Below are 17,353 nucleotides of genomic sequence, written 5' to 3'. Positions count from 1 at the left end.
CATGTTAACGAAACGAATTGTCCCATGTTTGGATGTGAAGGAAGGTCGAGTTGTGAAAGGCGTTCAGTTTGTGAATTTACGTGACGCTGGTGATCCCGTTGAAATGGGTATCTTCTATGATGAACAAGGAGCAGACGAACTCGTTTTCCTAGATATTTCTGCCTCTCATGAAGGTCGTGAAACGATGGTTGATGTAGTGGAGGAAGTAGCCGGGACGTTGGCGATTCCGTTTACCGTTGGTGGAGGAATCAATACTTTAGAAGACATGAAACGTATTCTCCGCGCTGGTGCTGACAAAGTATCGTTAAACACAGCGGCAGTTAATCGACCAGAATTGATCCGTGAAGGAGCAGACTTCTTTGGATCACAATGTATCGTTGTAGCAATTGATGCTAAGTGGGATGATGAGTTGAACTCTTGGCGTGTCTATACCCATGGTGGACGTAATGCTACTGATTGGGAAATCATTGCTTGGACGAAAGAGATTGTTAAACAAGGCGCAGGAGAAATCCTTCTTACAAGCATGGATGAAGATGGGGAAAAGAAAGGGTTTGCTATCTCGTTAACAAAAACGGTCAGTGAAGCTGTATCTATTCCAGTGATTGCATCTGGTGGTGCAGGTAAGAAAGAAGATTTTTACGACGTATTTACGGAAGGTAAAGCCGACGCGGCGTTAGCTGCATCGATCTTTCATTACAAAGAAACTTCCGTTGCCGAAGTGAAATCGTACTTAAAAGAAAAGGGGCTCGAAATTCGATGAATATCAATCAGTTATCATTCGACGAAAGCGGGTTAATCCCAGCGATCGTCCAAGATCAACAGTCAAAACAAGTGCTCACACTTGCCTATATGAATGAAGAGTCATTAACGAAAACAATAGAAACGGGAGAAACGTGGTTTTATAGTCGTTCTCGTCAAGAGTTATGGCATAAAGGGGCTACATCTGGGAACATACAAAAAGTAGAAGAAATTCGCTATGACTGTGATCAAGATGCTCTCGTCGTCATGGTTGATCCACAAGGTCCAGCATGTCATAAAGGAGATTATAGTTGCTTTCCGGATGTATTATGGAGTAAAAGTGAAAAGACTGAAAAGGAATCCACAGATGAATTGCCAGCTAATCGCTTTGCGATCATTGAAGAGTTGGAAGAAGTGATTGCCACGCGTGAAGCGGAACGCCCAGAGGGAGCGTACACGACGTACTTGTTTGAAGAGGGCGTCGATAAGATTTTGAAAAAAGTAGGCGAAGAAGCTTCAGAAGTCATCATTGCCGCAAAAAATCGTGACAAAGAAGAACTCACTTGGGAGAGTGCAGATTTACTTTATCACTGGCTTGTATTGTTACGTGAACAAAAATTACCGTTAGATGATGTCCTAAACCGACTAGCTGATCGTCACGCAGGGAAATAATTACTTGTCGTCCCCCCACTTTTATTGAAAAAAGTGGGGATTTTTATTTTGGGAGTTAGAGTTTGTATACATTCAAAAAACAAACGAAAACGCTAGACCATTTGAGGTCTAGCGTTTTTTTTAATTGGGCTTAGCCATTTTTTTGATTAAGCTCTGCTTCCTCTACGTTCTTTTTAATTAAGTCTGCGGTTAACTGACCGGATAATGTAACCATTGGAACACCGCCGCCTGGGTGTGTGGAACCACCAGTGAAATAAAGGTTCTCATATAAAGAGCTTTTAGCTGGAATTTTAAACCCACCATTGGTTGCTTTGTTTGCCGCAATACCATAAATGGAACCGCCATTAGCTCCATATAAATCTTCTAACGTGTCTGGAGTGAAGGCATATTCAAACTCAATGGATTCTCGAAGACCATCCATTCCCATTCTTTCCAACTTATCTAACACAACTTCACGATAAGCATCCCAATCCCCGTCTTTTTTCATTGCAGTTTTTGGTGGGACGTGGGTTAATACGAATAAGTTTTCTTTGCCATCTGGTGCTTGGCTAGGGTCAGACTTGGAAGAAACACCAATGTAAACAGTCGGATCATCAGCAGGTATTCCTTTGTCATAGATTTGTTTAAATTCTAGTTCAGGATCTTCGGAGAAAAAGAAGTTGTGATGTTTTAGCTCTGTGAATTCTTTATTAACTCCAAGTAAAAGGACTAACCCTGAGACCGTTGGTTCATATGTTTTTGAGAGTTGTTTGATTTCCTTTTTCGTTTTACTATTTTTCGGCAACAAGGATTGATAGGCAGGGATAACTTCTAAGTTTGACACGACGACATCAGCTTCATAAAAGTCGCCACTTTCTGTCATGACCCCTTTCGCATTTCCTTCTTCAATAACTACATGAGAAACAGGAGAACTCGTTTTAATTTCAGCTCTAAGCTCATCTAAAACTGCATTCATTCCTTTAGCGATGTTGTACATGCCGCCTTTGACATAATAAATACCTAATCCTAACTGAACATAAACAAGTTGATTTAATATTGCTGGTGCTTGGTAAGGGTTGGAGCCGACATACATGACAAAGAAGTTAAATAATTGTTCTAAGTGTTTGTTTTTAAAATGTTTTTTCGTTCCATCAGCAACAGTGTGAAAAGGATCCATGGACAATAACTCTTTCAAATTATGCTGCGTTCTTAATTCTTTTAAACCAGAAATGCTCGACTTGTAAAAACTTTTCATACAAACTTCATACATTTCTTGTGAATACGAAAGAAATTTCATGAATGAAGAGTCAGGATTACTTTTTACTTTTTTCATTTCTTCTAACATATTAGGGATATCAGATAGGACGTCTAATGATGTTCCATCCTCAAAAAACGTTCGCCACTGTGGCTCAATTCTTTCTATTTCAATATAATCATCAAGCTTTCGATGAACGCTACTAAAGAGTTGTTCGAGTACCCAAGGCATTGTCAAAATCGAAGGACCCGTATCAAACTGGAATCCTTTACCTGATCTCTGATTCAACTTACCACCAATGGTTTCGTTTTTCTCTAATACAGTTACTTGATACCCATCTCCTGACAAGCGTATAGCAGATGAAAGACCTGCTAAGCCCGCACCAATTACGACTGCTTTCTTTTTACTTTGCATCACTTACGCACCTCCATTTATCTTTTAGCCTCTATATTTTATGTAGGGGAAAGAAATCCCCTAATACAAGGACATACTAGAACAATTATTCTTGTTAATTTTTTAAATAATGCGGAATGATAAAGGAACCTAATAGAGAAAAGGCACGAGTCTTTTTCTTGTTTTGGCCCATTTTTTATAATCCGGTCCAAATGCTTTGGTAAGCATGGCCTCTTCTAGACGAATGCGTTTTAGTAAGAACGGAATAAAGACAATAAAAATCATCAGAAAACCAATGATGCTACCAGTATAAATGCTTATGCCTATCAACGTACTCAATAATCCTGAGTAAAGAGGATGCCTGAGAAAACGAAAAGGTCCAGTTCCAACAATTTGATCATCCGTTGCAACGTTCACATTTCTAGTGAATTGCTTTCCTAGCTTAACCATTCCCCAATATCGAATGAAGACACCGAAACTATAAAAAAGAACTCCAATCCACATGAATGATGTGTTAGTATATGAAAGGAATGAAAATTCCCTAGAAAAAATAGACACAGTAATGACACCAATGGTAGAAAATAATATTGGAGAGAAAGAAGACGTGTCTTCAGATTTATCATCATCGACTCGACGGTTTTTAAAAACAAAAAACTCTCCTATCCAAATAATGGTAATCGTTATAAATAGAATATCAACAATAGCCATCGTTTTCCTCCATCTACCGAAAAGGCGATCTTTTAAAAATTACAATATGTAACACATACCCTTAAATGTATACAAATAACCATATAATAATAGAATGTAAAAAAATTCTAGGAAGTATGTTTTTGCTTCTGAATGAGCATTGTTGCCTATCTATCTGCGTGTTATACTTCACGTAGGTTGTTGAGACAAGCAATCTTTACTATTAACTGTCAGTATACTTGAATGTTGAATCGATTTACTATTAAAAAGACTTGAATCTTAAAATATAGCTTTTTGATAAACAAAAACGATAACAGAAGATAAAAAGAAATTCTTAACTATAATTTGTTAAATGAAATGGAGGCATTTTACATGCCAAATATTGAAACGAAAGAAAAGAACGGTCAAGTCATTACATTTATGCAAGATGGTGGATATTTTTATAAAAAAGGGATTGAAGCATATCAAAACCAATCGGTTGAAAAAGCGATTCAATTTTTTGAGAGAGCGATCCGTATTGAACCGGAGGAACCGGTTTTCGCTTGTCAGTTAGCTATCGTTTTATCGGAAGAAGGTAAGTACGAAGAGTCGAACGCTTGGCTTCATAAAATAAAAGATGAGATTGACGATTCTATGAGTGAATGTTACTTTTTTTTAGCGAACAATCAGGCCCACCTCGGAGAATTTGACCGTGCATCGAAAAACCTTGAAACGTACTTGGAAATTGATGAAGAAGGAGAATTCTCTGAAGATGCAGAATCTTTATTGGCAATGATATCGAGTCAAAATGATGAGGATCACATCGAAGGAGAACTTAGTGAAACAGAAATAAAGGAACAAATAAATAATAAAGCTAATTATGCGACGATGAAATTGTTGAATAGTGGAAAATATGAAGAAGCTGAGGAATTTGCGAGACAAATCATAGCTTCTGACCCAGAACATTGGAACATCTACGTTTACTTGGCAGATGCATTAATGAATCAAGGTCAAGTAGAGGAAGCTTACTCTATATTAAAAAACTTACTTGAGAAAGAATCACCTAACTTTTTGGCTAGTTGTCAAATGACTGTACTGCTATATCAGGTAAATCACCCACAAGCTTCAAAGTGGATCGAAAAATTAGAAAACGTCTATCCTATAGATGATTGGGATAGTTATTTTCTTGCTCGCACTCTTCATCTAGTTAAGCAGTATCGCTTATCATATATTTGGTACAAAAAGCGTCTTGTAAGCAAGTCAACTCCTGAACCAGCTCATATGAAACATCAATGGGCGATCGTATCTTGTCAATGCGGGTTTTTTAATACAGCTAAAGCGATTTGGAGTCAAATGAAAAAAGACGATCCTGAAAATCAATATTTTTTAGAAGAATTGTTGATGCAATTAGATGAAGGTAAAAATCCTGCTGAAGATCCTGAACAGTTTCTCTATCAATGATGAGAAACTGTTTTCAATGTTTCGTAAATATGGAAATATTGTGGAAGATGGAAGTACATTAAATCGTTGCTTAATGTTAAAAATAATGGTTGTATAGAAATTAATTCAGTGTCAAAGTTTTATCAAGTGAAAATGGCTTGACAAGAGCTATGAGCAAGTTTTTGGACTTATGTAGTGTTTTTGAATAGTATATAGTTATGATTAAAATTAAAAAGAATATTTCGCTAGGAGCGTGTAATCAATGAGCGAAGAGAAAATTTATGATGTAGTTATTATTGGGGCCGGCCCGGCTGGTATGACAGCAGCTGTCTATACATCAAGGGCAAATTTATCAACAGTGATGGTTGAACGTGGGATGCCAGGCGGTCAAATGGCAAACACGGAAGAGGTAGAAAATTATCCTGGATATGACCATATACTTGGCCCGGATTTATCGACTAAGATGTTTGAACATGCCAAAAAATTTGGAGCGGAATACGCTTATGGTGATGTGAAAGAAATTATCGATGGGAAAGAGTATAAGCTTATTAAAACAGGTAGTGGGGAAATCAAAACTCGATCTATTATTATCACAACAGGTGCGCAGTATAAAGCATTAGGAGTTCCAGGAGAAAAGGAACTTAGTGGTAAAGGTGTTTCTTATTGTGCCGTTTGTGATGGAGCTTTCTTTAAAAACAAAGAACTAGTTGTCGTTGGTGGTGGAGACTCAGCCGTAGAAGAAGCCGTTTATTTAACCAAATTTGCAAGTAAAGTTACGGTTATCCATCGTCGAGATGAGTTACGTGCTCAAAAAATATTGCAAGATCGTGCGTTTGCAAATGATAAAATTGAGTTCATTTGGAGCCACGTTGTTAAAGAAATCAATGAAGAGAATGGCAAAGTCGGTAGTGTAACACTTGTAAACAAAAAAGATGGATCTGAACGAGAATTTAAAACGGATGGAGCTTTCATTTATATTGGGATGTTACCAATCAACGCACCGTTCTTGAATCTTGGAATTACGAACGCAGACGGCTATGTAGAAACAAATGAAGACATGGAAACAAAAATACCTGGTATTTTTGCAGCAGGTGACATTCGAGAAAAAATGCTTCGTCAAATTGTTACTGCAACGGGTGACGGAAGTATTGCTGCTCAAACAGCAGCCTCATATGTAGAAGAACTATTAGAAGAATTGAAAAGTGCAAAACAAGTGTAATAATGGGGAAATCGTACTCTGAATTTGAGTGCGGTTTTCTTTATTTGTGTTGTGCAATAAGATTTTTAGACAAATAGGGAATATCGCTTAGTAATATCGCTTGTGAAAATGAAGATAATATGAGAAAAAGAACCAGAAGTGCAATCGATTTCCAAGCCTGTACTAGTGTAATCATTTGACTGTTATATAGTCAGGAATTCATTAAAAACTATGACAGGCTTCATTTGAAACCAATTGACACGGGATATTTACAAAACGTAATTGTGACTTAACTCTTCTGTAACAATGTTGAAACAATAAAACGTTATGATGTACTTAGTAATTGACCCCCTTTTTTATATATTACTTTTGGCACGAGCTGAAGCTCGTGCCCTTTTTTTGTTCCGTTAATGGTATGAAAGCATTCGATTCCCCCATTTGCGTTCTTACTTTCAGTTGTTCGTATCAAATTAGATGTAGTATACTTATATCAAGATTTGTTACGAATACACAAATGATAAAGAACATGTACCATGGATATGGCATATCATAGTTATAACTAACCAACGGAACGAATGGTATAGAAATGATGTTCACTTCACAGGAGGGATTACTTTGCAGAGAGTTACAAACTGCATTTTAACCAAAGGAAACGAAGTGCTTTTATTAAAGAAACCAAGTAGAGGATGGTGGGTTGCTCCAGGTGGAAAGATGGAACTTCGTGAATCTATTCTTGAGAGTGTGACAAGAGAATATAAAGAAGAGACAGGGATAACGCTAGATAACCCTCAATTGAAAGGCGTATTTACTGTTGTTATCGAAGATAAAGGTAAAGTAATTAAGGAATGGATGATGTTTACATTTTGGGCAAACGATTTTACTGGGACATTATTAAATCAATCTCCAGAAGGTGATTTAGCATGGATTCCGAAAAATGAAATTGAAGAATTACCGATGGCTCCAGGAGATTATCCAATTTTTAACCACATTTTACATCGTGAACGATTGATTTTTGGATCAATTACCTATAATGAAAAATTAGAACTTCTGTCGTACCGCTTAGATGCAGAAGGAATAAAACTACAACAATATGAAATTTAATTTTAATATGAAGGGGTGAATCCCATGCCAGACACAACGACAACGTCAAATAAAATTGAACTAGTTATCATTACTGGAATGTCAGGAGCAGGTAAAACCGTTGCGGTTCAAAGCTTTGAAGATATGGGATATTTTTGTGTAGATAACTTACCGCCGGCTTTAATACCAAAATTTATAGATTTGGTTGAAGGATCCGGGGATAAAATGCAAAAAGTTGCATTAGTAATTGATTTGCGTGGACGTGAGTTCTTCGATCATTTATTTGATTCGATTGATGCTATTTCAGCCGAAAGTAAAGTTACACCTCAAATTGTCTTTCTTGATGCAAAAGACTCTGCCCTCGTTCGACGTTACAAAGAAACGAGAAGGTCCCACCCTTTATCAGATGGAGGTTCTCCACTTGAAGGAATTCATGCAGAACGTGAAATTCTTAATGATTTAAGAGGGCAAGCTAAAATTATTATAGATACATCTGAATTAAAACCTTTAGAACTAAGAGAACGTATATTACAACGTTTTTCTTCGGAAGCTAAGGAATCCTTTACTGTTCAAGTATTATCATTTGGTTATAAGCATGGAATTCCTATTGATGCAGATCTTGTTTTTGATGTAAGGTTCTTACCGAATCCACATTATATCGAACACATGAGACCAAAAACTGGTCTAGAAAAAGAAGTTTCAGATTATGTATTAAAATGGACGGAAACCCAACAGTTTATTGAAAAATTAGAGGATTTGTTACTCTATTTGCTTCCATATTACAAAAGAGAAGGAAAAAGTCAGCTCGTTTTAGCGATTGGATGTACCGGGGGAAAACATCGTTCAGTAACGTTAGGGGAGTATTTCAAGGAACGATTGGAAGAACTTGATTACTTCACATATGTGACTCACCGTGACGTGGAAAAAGGGAGAAAAGAAGGTTGAAGAAAGCAAATATCGTTGTATTAGGTGGTGGCACAGGGTTGTCTGTTTTGTTGCGGGGGCTTAAGACCTTTCCAGTTGACATTACAGCAATCGTAACTGTTGCAGATGATGGTGGGAGTTCCGGTCGATTAAGAAAAGAGCTAAATATTCCACCCCCGGGAGATATTCGGAACGTGCTTGTTGCTTTATCTGAAGTGGAACCACTTGTGGAAGAGCTGTTTCAACATCGTTTTGAAAATGGGAATGGATTGTCCGGGCATTCGTTAGGAAATCTTTTGTTAGCTGGTATGACATCGATTACGGGAGATTTTGCTCAAGGCGTTCAAGAGATCAGCCGAGTGTTAAATGTAAAAGGAAAAGTGTTACCAGCGTCAAATGATTATGTGACTCTAAATGCAGAATATGTTGATGGTACGTTTGGGGAAGGGGAATCGAACATTCCTCAAATAGGAAAAAGAATTAAAAAGGTGTTTATTAAGCCGGAGAATCCTAAACCAATGCGAGAAGCATTGTATGCGATTGAAGAAGCAGATTTGATTGTACTTGGCCCTGGTAGTCTTTATACAAGCGTTATTCCTAATTTACTTGTGTCAGGTATGGAAGATGCATTAAAAAAATCAACAGCAATGAAAGTATATATATGTAATGTGATGACTCAGCCTGGTGAAACAGATCGGTACACTGTATCTGACCATGTGCAAGCAATTGATGACCATGCTGGAGGTAAGATTGTAGATGCTGTATTGTTTAATACACAACCGATCCCGTTCTCCTATGCACAGCGATATAGAAAGGATGGTGCAGAAGGGGTTATGGTCGATGAACGAGCATTAGCAGAAAAAGATGTTTTATTAATCGGTGATCATTTGTTATATTTTGATGATGAGCTTCTCCGTCACGATCCATTAAAAGTGTCTCGGCAGCTAGTATCTTTGTTATAATTTTACTCTCATACATGATATAATAATCAGATCATCTGTTGAGGTTATCGGTTAAAAAGTTAGGGGTGAGACCATTGTCTTTTGCTTCCATGGTAAAAAAAGAATTAACGCAAATGGAAGTGTCACCATGTTGTTCAAAGGCTGAATTGGCAGCGTTAATTCGTATGAACGGTGTAATATCGATTCGTAACATGAGGATTACATTAGATATTCAAACAGAAAATGCAGCGATCGCAAGAAGAATGTATACATTATTGAAATCTAATTACGACGTACATGTTGAATTGCTCGTTCGAAAAAAAATGAGATTGAAAAAAAATAATGTCTACGTTGCTAGAATAAGTAAAGATGCTCGAAAGATCTTGGAATCGCTTCATATCGTTGATGACACTTTTGCGTTTACAAGAGAAATTTCTAATGAACTAATCAAAAATGAATGTTGTAAACGTGCTTATCTGCGAGGAGCATTTTTAGCAGGTGGTTCCGTCAATCATCCAGAGACGTCTTCTTATCATTTAGAAATATTCTCCTTGTATGAAGAGCATAATCGATCACTTTGTAATCTGATCAATCATTTTCACTTAAGTGCAAAAATGATTGAAAGAAAAAAAGGTTTTATTTTATACTTAAAGGAAAGTGAAAAAATAAGTGAGTTTCTCAATGTCATTGGTGCTCACCAAGCACTTCTTAGGTTCGAAGATGTTCGTATCATGAAAGATATGCGAAATTCAGTTAATCGTTTAGTAAATTGTGAAACAGCAAACTTAAATAAAACTGTTGGTGCAGCAATGCGGCAAGTAGAAAATATACGTTTTATAAAGAGAGAAGTTGGTCTTGAAACATTACCTGACAAGCTCCAAGAAATAGCTCAACTGCGAATTGATCATCAAGATGTGACATTAAAGGAACTAGGGGAAATGGTGGAGAGTGGAAAGGTGAGTAAATCAGGGGTCAATCATCGATTACGCAAAATCGATGAATTCGCCAACAAGCTTCGTGCAGGGGAAAGAGTGTAGTCCCCTGCTTTTCATAAAACGATTATGAAAGCGTTTGTAGATATAGTGAGCCTGTGAGTGTGATTATACTAAGGAGGATGATTGAAATGATTGAAAAAACAGTGAGAGTGAAACGTAAAACAGGGCTACAGGCTAGACCAGCAGCTTTGTTTGTACAAGAAGCAAATCGATTTGCTTCGGATATTTTTATTGAGAAAAATGGTAAAAATGTCAATGCTAAAAGTATTATGGGAATTATGAGCTTAGCAGTTGGAGCTAATAAAGATATTCATTTGAAAATAGAGGGACCTGATGAGCAAGTAGCTATGGATACATTAGTTTCTTTTGTTGAGAAAGAAGATTAATTTGAAAAGATGCAGAGACAGGGCGGTAACGCCTTTTTCTATTTTATTCTCATATTTATTTTAAGTCTATAATTAGTCAAGAACATATGACCGTATTGAGTAGTAAGGAATTTTGGAGTAATTTCTATTGAACAACCATCCTTCATCAATGTATAAACGAATTTGAGTGCATAAAAAAGGGATAGTCATTGGAGACTATCCCTCATTTTGCGTTTTAGGGTGAAAAGTTAAGCGTTCCGAACTACTTAACACAAGATACTTATTTTGATTTAGTGTCTGGATTCTTTTCCATTACTTCATCAATTAACCCGTAATTTTTTGCCTCAATAGCAGACATGAAGTTATCACGGTCTGTATCTTTTCGAACAGTTTCAATATCTTGTCCTGATCTATCGGCAATGATTTGGTTTAATTTTTCTTTCATTTCAATAATACGCTTTGCGTGAATTTCAATATCTGACGCTTGGCCTTGAGTTCCACCTAATGGTTGGTGAATCATTACTTCACTATTAGGAAGAGCGAAACGTTTTCCTGGTTCACCGGCAGTTAATAAGAAAGCTCCCATTGAAGCTGCCATACCGATACAGATCGTTTGAACTTGTGGTTTGATAAACTGCATCGTGTCGTAAATGGCCATTCCAGCCGTGATAGATCCTCCTGGACTATTAATGTAAAGAGAAATATCTTTCTCAGGGTCATCGGCAGCTAGGAATAGCAATTGTGCTACGATAGAATTTGATACGTTGTCATCAATTCCAGACCCGAGCATAATGATACGATCTTTTAATAGACGTGAATAAATGTCATAAGCTCTTTCACCGCGATTTGTTTGTTCTATAACCGTTGGGACTAAATTCATGGTTATGTTCCTCCTTTGCTTTATCTTAAATTGGGTTGCAGAGGATGAGCCCTTTCGCTAGTTTAATCGGCGAATTTAGGGTGCACCTCTTTGTAAATTAAGTATGATTCCATCATAACCTTAAAGGTCAATGAAGGTCAAATAATAATCACTCTATCACCAGAAGAAAATCCTCCATTTTTCATCATAACCGATATTCCTTTTTTTCAAACAAGAAAAGACTAGTTGAAATTATTTATTAGGAGGTTTCTGAGTGGGGAAACTTATGAACAGTTATATGTTAAAAAATAGCATGTGATAACTTTGGATAGCCATAATTGATAATCATCTTACGTAAAGAAAATGAATTTTGTAAAGAATTATTCTGATTCGTCTAACTCAGACAAAATGTTCACATCATCATGTATAATAGGAAAGGAGACAGGGAGCATGGTCTGAAAAGTTCCACACTTTTGGTTAGGAGGCTTTGCTGAATGAATATGGATTTTGGATTGTTTCAAAAACAATCAATGAAACTGATGATGACAAATGAGCTTCGGCAAGCAATTACCATCTTGCAATACTCTGTACTGGATCTCAATGAATATTTACATGAGCAGCAATTAGAAAACCCACTTATTGAGTTAAAAGACCAAGAGACGCAAGAAGAAATTGCTAGACAGAAAATCAGTGACGAAACCCCAATATATGATTATAAATCGAAAGATGAAGGCGATAATGATTATTCTCCGATGGATCATTTAAGTGAACAAGAAGAAGGATTGCAAGATTATTTATTAAATCAAATTAGGCTTTTACATCTTCAGCCAGAAACACGAAGAATTGTTACTTATTTAGCGTTGAGCGTAGACGAAAATGGCTATTTAAAACAAACGGCTGAAGAGTTTGCAGCAGATATAAAAGAGCCACTGGAAGCTGTGAAAGAAGGAATAAAGCTTTTACAATCATTTGAGCCTTTCGGTGTTGGGGCTTTTACACTGAAAGAATGCTTGCTTATACAACTGCATCATTTAGAAACGAAAGACCCGCTAACGGAATCAATCATTACAAACCATTTAGATTTATTAGCAAAAAATCAATTTAAAAAAATTGCGAAAGCTGAAAATGTGACGATAGAAGACGTACAAATGGTTGCTGATTTCATCCAAACGTTGCACCCAAAGCCAGGGTCTTTATTCCATAACGAACCTGCTAGGTACGTCATTCCAGATGTGACGGTTGTAAAAGTGAAAAATGAATTTGTCGTTCGGCTAAATGAACAGCACATGCCTAAAATGTTAATGAATCAACAGTATGAAAAAATGATGCAAAATAAAGATGGAGATACGCAACAATATATTAAGCAAAAATACGATCAATTTCAGTGGCTTAAGCGAAGTATCGCTCAACGGCAGCAAACAATTTTAAGCGTAACCGAAGCGATTGTTCGCTATCAACTTGATTTTTTTGTTCATGGACCTTCCCATCTAAAGCCTCTGACTCTTAAAAAGATTGCAGAAGAAGCAGACGTTCACGAGTCGACGGTATCGAGAGCAACAACAAAAAAATACGTTCAAACACCAAGAGGGTTGTATGAATTAAAATATTTCTTTAACTCAACTGTCGGAAGAGATTCATCTGAATCCAGTTCTTCTGAACGGGTGAAGATTTATATGAAAAGATTGATTGATGAAGAAAATAAACAAAAACCTTTATCAGATCAAAAGATCGCTGAATTATTGAAAAATCAGTTTGAAATAAATGTTTCTAGGCGAACAGTTGCAAAATACAGAGAAGAGATGCATATCCCTTCTTCTTCTCAACGAAAAAGATTTTCTTAAGGAGATAATTATGACCGTTTACTTTTATACTAAAATAGATTGTCCTCTATGCGAAAAAGGACTAGATAAGCTTCAAGCGTTGCAAAAAGAAAGTTTTTTCGATATTGAAATCCGAGATATTTATACGAATGATGAGTGGTTAGAGGAGTTTCAAATTAGAATACCGGTAGTGACGACTACCGAGGGGACAGTCCTTGATGAAGGAATCATTTCGTATGACATATTAAAAAGAAAATTATTGTAAAAGTATAAGCAAGCGTTTACAACATAAAATGTTCACATGATAGTAGTTGATTAGAAGACTTTTCCTTGATACAATGACATTGCAAGTGATAATAAGCTTGTGTATCAAATAATCCAAAGGATTCAGTCTTTTTTTTCGCAAGGTGGGACATAATATGTCTATAAGGGACGTTGGTAGTCCCTGGCGGATATTATGCGACAAAAGGAGAATTTGCATGAACATGCTTTTAGACTTGCAAAAAAAAATTTTGCCCGACTTAGTTGATGTTTTAGGGCAACGATTTCGCATTTTGCGATTTATCCGATTGATGCAACCAATTGGACGTCGGACACTGTCTAGTAACTTAGAAATGTCTGAACGAGTTTTGCGAAGTGAAGTGACGTTTTTAAAAGAACAAGGTTTAGTTGAATTTGCATCATCTGGAATGACATTGACCGATGATGGGCACAATTTACTTGGCCAACTAGAAGTCGTTATGAAAGAAGTTTTTCAAACACGGACGATGGAAGAAGAGTTGCAAAAAAAGCTTGGTATTTCAGAAGTACATATCGTTCCCGGAGATAGCGACGAATATTCTTGGGTTCAAAAGGAAATGGGTCGAGCTTGTGTTAACTTGATCAAACAAAAGATGTCGTTTAAGGATAACATCATTGCTGTAACAGGAGGTACTTCCATTGCTGCTGTTGCCGAAATGTTAGTTCCAGACTCAGATTTGAAGGAAACGTTGTTTGTTCCTGCACGCGGTGGACTTGGAGAACAAGTAGAAAACCAAGCGAATACGATTTGTGCAACAATGGCTCGAAAAGCGATGGGATCTTACCGTTTGCTTCATGTGCCAGACCAGTTGAGTAAAGAGGCGTATGAGTCATTGATTAGTGAACCGTCTGTGCAAGACATTTTGAGGTTAATCCGTTCGGTGACAATGGTCATTCATGGTATTGGGGAAGCATCCACAATGGCAGAACGCAGAAATACATCTCAAGAAGTGATGGAGAAACTGGAACAAAAAAAAGCGGTAGCGGAAGCTTTTGGTTATTATTTTGACCAATCGGGGGACATTATTCATAAAGTGTTAACGATTGGACTTCAGTTAGAAGACTTGCAAAACATCTCAGATATTATTGCAGTTGCTGGAGGGAAATCAAAAGCGGAGGCAATAGAGGCTTATATGAAACAAAGTCCAAGTCAAGTCCTTGTAACAGATGAGGGCGCTGCTAGAGCAATTCTAGAAAAGTAAGTTTAAAAACTCTATATTTCGATAATAGGGTTACATTGATTCGTTTATTCAAGGGGTATTATCCCTTTGAAAAAATAAATAATATGCTTCACAACACTTAAGGAGGAATTTTATCATGGCAACAAAAATTGGTATTAACGGTTTCGGACGAATTGGACGAGTTGTGTTTAGACAAGCTCTTGCAAATCCAAAGGTAGAAGTAGTTGCAGTTAACGACCTTACAGATGCAAATATGTTAGCACACTTACTACAATATGATTCCGTTCACGGAAAGCTTGACGTAAAAGTAGAAGCAAAAGGTGACAACCTAGTAGTAGACGGAAAAGAGATTATCGTTACAGCAGAGCGTGACCCAGCAAACCTTAAGTGGGGAGAATTAGGAGCAGAAGTTGTTGTTGAATCAACAGGTATTTTCACAAAGCGTGAAGCTGCTGCTAAGCATTTAGAAGCAGGCGCTAAAAAAGTTGTTATCTCTGCACCAGCAACGGATGAAGACATCACAATTGTTATGGGTGTAAATGAAGACAAGTATGATCCTGCAAATCACCATGTGATTTCAAACGCTTCTTGTACAACAAACTGTCTTGCTCCATTTGCAAAAGTTCTTAATGATAAATTTGAACTTAAGCGTGGAATGATGACAACAATTCACTCTTACACAAATGACCAAAACATTCTTGACTTACCACATAAAGATTATCGTCGTGCTCGTGCTGCTGCGGAATCAATTATTCCAACAAGCACTGGTGCTGCAAAAGCTGTATCTCTTGTACTTCCTGAACTTAAAGGAAAACTAAATGGTGGAGCTATGCGTGTTCCAACTCCAAACGTTTCTTTAGTAGACCTTACTGCAGAACTAGGCAAAGATGTAACAGCTGAAGAAGTAAATGCTGCATTCAAAGAAGCTTCTGAAGGTGATTTAAAAGGAATTCTTGGTTACAGTGAAGAGCCACTTGTTTCTCGTGACTATAATGGAAATACAGATGCATCAACAATCGATGCGCTTTCCACAATGGTTATGGAAGGTAACATGGTTAAAGTTATTTCTTGGTATGACAACGAAACTGGTTACTCAGCACAAGTTATTAACTTAGTTGATTATATTGTTGAAAAAGGACTGTAAGAACGACGTAACAACCTTATAAGTCTGTAAACGAAGGAGGCGGGCTCGTGTCCAGCCTCCTTTTATAGCATTTACATATGATTGTTAAAACGTATGTAAATGCATACTTAGGAAAAAAATTACCGTGACGGACGGGAAAAAACGTCATCACATGAACCCACGAAATCTCTTACCGAAGAAGTAAGAAGGAGGCATATTTATGAATAAGAAATCCATTCGTGATATAGATGTAAAAGGAAAGCGTGTATTTTGCCGTGTAGACTTTAACGTGCCAATGAGCAAGGGAGAAGTAACGGATGATACGCGTATTCGTGCTGCATTACCGACCATTCAAATGTTGATTGAAAAAGGTGCGAAGATTATTCTCGCTAGTCACCTTGGCCGTCCAAAAGGGGAAGCGGTAGATGAGCTTCGTTTGGATCCAGTGGCAAAACGTTTAAGTGACTTATTAAACCAAGCTGTTTTAAAAACAGATGAAGTTTATGGTGACGAGCCAAAGAAAGCTATTGCTGAATTAAATGAAGGCGATGTTGTTTTACTTGAAAACGTTCGTTTTGAAGCAGGAGAAGAAAAGAATGATCCTGAACTTGCGAAACATATGGCTGAATTAGCTGATGTGTATGTGAATGATGCATTCGGTGCTGCTCACCGTGCTCACGCTTCCACGGAAGGTATTGCAAAACACTTACCAGCAGTTGCAGGTTTGTTAATGGAGAAAGAACTTGAGGTTCTTGGTAAAGCGATGGCTAATCCAGATCGACCATTTACTGCAATTATTGGTGGAGCGAAAGTTAAAGATAAAATCAACGTTATTGATAATCTCCTCGATAAAGTCGACAACTTAATTATCGGTGGTGGACTTGCGTATACGTTTATTAAAGCGCAAGGACATGAGATAGGGCAATCTTTATTAGAAGAAGATAAAATTGACCTAGCGAAGCAATTTATGGAAAAGGCTGAAAAGAATGGTGTCAATTTCTATATGCCTGTTGATGGTGTTGTAGCTGACAAGTTTGGGGAAGATGCAAACACAAAAATCGTTGACATCAAAGACATTCCAGCTGATTGGCAAGCGCTTGATATTGGTCCAAAAACGATGGAAACGTATCGCAATGTCGTGAAAGAATCAAAATTAGTTATTTGGAACGGACCAATGGGAGTTTTTGAAATGGAGAAATTCGCTAAAGGTACAGTAGGTGTAGCGGAAGCATTAGCAGATGCTACTGACACTTACACGGTTATCGGTGGTGGAGATTCTGCTGCAGCAGTTGAGAAATTCGGTTATGCTGAGAAGATGAATCACATTTCCACAGGTGGTGGAGCTTCCCTCGAGTTTATCGAAGGAAAAGAACTTCCTGGCGTTGTAGCACTAAACGATAAATAAATCTTTCAAGGAGGCATTT

At 37.3% G+C, this 17,353-nt stretch carries 17 protein-coding genes; 14 read left to right on the top strand and 3 right to left on the bottom strand.

Annotation, left to right across the window (positions count from 1 at the left end; all coding sequences use genetic code 11):
* The first annotated feature begins 1 nt into the window (after position 1).
* A complete protein-coding gene (hisF, locus tag QDN89_RS07505; RefSeq protein ID WP_280769493.1) occupies positions 2 to 760 on the top strand; it encodes an imidazole glycerol phosphate synthase subunit HisF in 759 nt (252 codons plus the stop codon).
* A complete protein-coding gene (gene hisIE, locus QDN89_RS07500) occupies positions 757 to 1,410 on the top strand; it encodes a bifunctional phosphoribosyl-AMP cyclohydrolase/phosphoribosyl-ATP diphosphatase HisIE (RefSeq protein ID WP_280769491.1) in 654 nt (217 codons plus the stop codon). The genes hisF and hisIE overlap by 4 nt, the downstream gene beginning before the upstream one ends.
* A 130-nt stretch (positions 1,411 to 1,540) precedes the next feature.
* Here the strand turns inward: hisIE and QDN89_RS07495 are convergent, their stop codons facing one another.
* Positions 1,541 to 3,058 carry a phytoene desaturase family protein gene (locus tag QDN89_RS07495; protein ID WP_280769732.1) on the bottom strand — a complete coding sequence of 506 codons (1,518 nt, stop codon included), beginning with the start codon at positions 3,056 to 3,058 and terminating at the stop codon, positions 1,541 to 1,543.
* Between the two features lie 129 nt (positions 3,059 to 3,187).
* The gene (locus QDN89_RS07490) at positions 3,188 to 3,745 is read right to left on the bottom strand and encodes a methyltransferase family protein (protein WP_280769490.1); all 558 of its coding nucleotides are present in this window, start codon (positions 3,743 to 3,745) and stop codon (positions 3,188 to 3,190) included.
* Positions 3,746 to 4,096: 351 nt separating this feature from the next.
* Here QDN89_RS07490 and QDN89_RS07485 point away from each other — a divergent pair, with 351 nt between their 5' ends.
* The 7 genes from QDN89_RS07485 (at position 4,097) to QDN89_RS07455 (ending at position 10,667) form a co-directional block, all read left to right on the top strand.
* On the top strand, positions 4,097 to 5,164 hold the full coding sequence (locus QDN89_RS07485) for a tetratricopeptide repeat protein (RefSeq protein WP_280769489.1): 1,068 nt from the start codon (positions 4,097 to 4,099) through the stop codon (positions 5,162 to 5,164).
* Positions 5,165 to 5,405: 241 nt separating this feature from the next.
* A complete protein-coding gene (gene trxB / locus QDN89_RS07480) occupies positions 5,406 to 6,362 on the top strand; it encodes a thioredoxin-disulfide reductase (RefSeq protein WP_280769488.1) in 957 nt (318 codons plus the stop codon).
* A gap of 594 nt (positions 6,363 to 6,956) precedes the next feature.
* A complete protein-coding gene (locus QDN89_RS07475; RefSeq protein WP_280769487.1) occupies positions 6,957 to 7,442 on the top strand; it encodes an NUDIX hydrolase in 486 nt (161 codons plus the stop codon).
* Between the two features lie 24 nt (positions 7,443 to 7,466).
* Complete coding sequence (gene rapZ / locus QDN89_RS07470) at positions 7,467 to 8,366, top strand: RNase adapter RapZ (protein ID WP_280769486.1); 900 nt, start codon at positions 7,467 to 7,469, stop codon at positions 8,364 to 8,366.
* Positions 8,363 to 9,307, top strand: a complete 945-nt coding sequence (locus QDN89_RS07465) for a gluconeogenesis factor YvcK family protein (RefSeq protein WP_280769485.1) — start codon at positions 8,363 to 8,365, stop codon at positions 9,305 to 9,307. Before rapZ ends, QDN89_RS07465 begins: the two co-directional genes overlap by 4 nt.
* A gap of 74 nt (positions 9,308 to 9,381) precedes the next feature.
* On the top strand, positions 9,382 to 10,323 hold the full coding sequence (gene whiA, locus QDN89_RS07460; protein WP_280769484.1) for a DNA-binding protein WhiA: 942 nt from the start codon (positions 9,382 to 9,384) through the stop codon (positions 10,321 to 10,323).
* Positions 10,324 to 10,409: 86 nt separating this feature from the next.
* The gene (locus QDN89_RS07455; protein ID WP_280769483.1) at positions 10,410 to 10,667 is read left to right on the top strand and encodes an HPr family phosphocarrier protein; all 258 of its coding nucleotides are present in this window, start codon (positions 10,410 to 10,412) and stop codon (positions 10,665 to 10,667) included.
* Positions 10,668 to 10,926: 259 nt separating this feature from the next.
* On the opposite strand, the gene clpP is transcribed toward QDN89_RS07455, so the two are convergent.
* The gene (clpP, locus tag QDN89_RS07450; RefSeq protein WP_280769482.1) at positions 10,927 to 11,526 is read right to left on the bottom strand and encodes an ATP-dependent Clp endopeptidase proteolytic subunit ClpP; all 600 of its coding nucleotides are present in this window, start codon (positions 11,524 to 11,526) and stop codon (positions 10,927 to 10,929) included.
* A 473-nt stretch (positions 11,527 to 11,999) separates the two neighbouring features.
* Here clpP and rpoN point away from each other — a divergent pair, with 473 nt between their 5' ends.
* From rpoN to QDN89_RS07425, 5 genes are all read left to right on the top strand, one after another.
* The gene (gene rpoN, locus QDN89_RS07445; protein WP_280769481.1) at positions 12,000 to 13,346 is read left to right on the top strand and encodes an RNA polymerase factor sigma-54; all 1,347 of its coding nucleotides are present in this window, start codon (positions 12,000 to 12,002) and stop codon (positions 13,344 to 13,346) included.
* A gap of 10 nt (positions 13,347 to 13,356) precedes the next feature.
* A complete protein-coding gene (locus QDN89_RS07440; protein ID WP_280769480.1) occupies positions 13,357 to 13,590 on the top strand; it encodes a glutaredoxin family protein in 234 nt (77 codons plus the stop codon).
* Positions 13,591 to 13,804: 214 nt separating this feature from the next.
* The gene (locus QDN89_RS07435) at positions 13,805 to 14,827 is read left to right on the top strand and encodes a sugar-binding transcriptional regulator (RefSeq protein ID WP_280769479.1); all 1,023 of its coding nucleotides are present in this window, start codon (positions 13,805 to 13,807) and stop codon (positions 14,825 to 14,827) included.
* Positions 14,828 to 14,942: 115 nt separating this feature from the next.
* Entirely contained in the window at positions 14,943 to 15,950 is a 1,008-nt protein-coding gene (gene gap, locus QDN89_RS07430; RefSeq protein WP_280769478.1) for a type I glyceraldehyde-3-phosphate dehydrogenase, read from the top strand.
* Between the two features lie 199 nt (positions 15,951 to 16,149).
* Complete coding sequence (locus tag QDN89_RS07425) at positions 16,150 to 17,334, top strand: phosphoglycerate kinase (RefSeq protein ID WP_280769477.1); 1,185 nt, start codon at positions 16,150 to 16,152, stop codon at positions 17,332 to 17,334.
* Positions 17,335 to 17,353: the final 19 nt, after the last annotated feature.

Source organism: Salipaludibacillus daqingensis (assembly GCF_029891575.1).
Classification (GTDB): domain Bacteria; phylum Bacillota; class Bacilli; order Bacillales; family Salisediminibacteriaceae; genus Salipaludibacillus; species Salipaludibacillus daqingensis.
Note: the sequence above shows the minus strand (reverse complement) of the source record. Positions and strands in the feature narration are given on the sequence as shown.

Coding starts and splice junctions, on each gene's coding strand:
- hisF (WP_280769493.1), top strand. CDS start 2: ATGTTAACGAAACGAATTGTCCCATGTTTGGATGTGAAGGAAGGTCGA.
- hisIE (WP_280769491.1), top strand. CDS start 757: ATGAATATCAATCAGTTATCATTCGACGAAAGCGGGTTAATCCCAGCG.
- QDN89_RS07495 (WP_280769732.1), bottom strand. CDS start 3,058: ATGCAAAGTAAAAAGAAAGCAGTCGTAATTGGTGCGGGCTTAGCAGGT.
- QDN89_RS07490 (WP_280769490.1), bottom strand. CDS start 3,745: ATGGCTATTGTTGATATTCTATTTATAACGATTACCATTATTTGGATA.
- QDN89_RS07485 (WP_280769489.1), top strand. CDS start 4,097: ATGCCAAATATTGAAACGAAAGAAAAGAACGGTCAAGTCATTACATTT.
- trxB (WP_280769488.1), top strand. CDS start 5,406: ATGAGCGAAGAGAAAATTTATGATGTAGTTATTATTGGGGCCGGCCCG.
- rapZ (WP_280769486.1), top strand. CDS start 7,467: ATGCCAGACACAACGACAACGTCAAATAAAATTGAACTAGTTATCATT.
- QDN89_RS07455 (WP_280769483.1), top strand. CDS start 10,410: ATGATTGAAAAAACAGTGAGAGTGAAACGTAAAACAGGGCTACAGGCT.
- clpP (WP_280769482.1), bottom strand. CDS start 11,526: ATGAATTTAGTCCCAACGGTTATAGAACAAACAAATCGCGGTGAAAGA.
- rpoN (WP_280769481.1), top strand. CDS start 12,000: ATGAATATGGATTTTGGATTGTTTCAAAAACAATCAATGAAACTGATG.
- QDN89_RS07440 (WP_280769480.1), top strand. CDS start 13,357: ATGACCGTTTACTTTTATACTAAAATAGATTGTCCTCTATGCGAAAAA.
- QDN89_RS07435 (WP_280769479.1), top strand. CDS start 13,805: ATGAACATGCTTTTAGACTTGCAAAAAAAAATTTTGCCCGACTTAGTT.
- gap (WP_280769478.1), top strand. CDS start 14,943: ATGGCAACAAAAATTGGTATTAACGGTTTCGGACGAATTGGACGAGTT.
- QDN89_RS07425 (WP_280769477.1), top strand. CDS start 16,150: ATGAATAAGAAATCCATTCGTGATATAGATGTAAAAGGAAAGCGTGTA.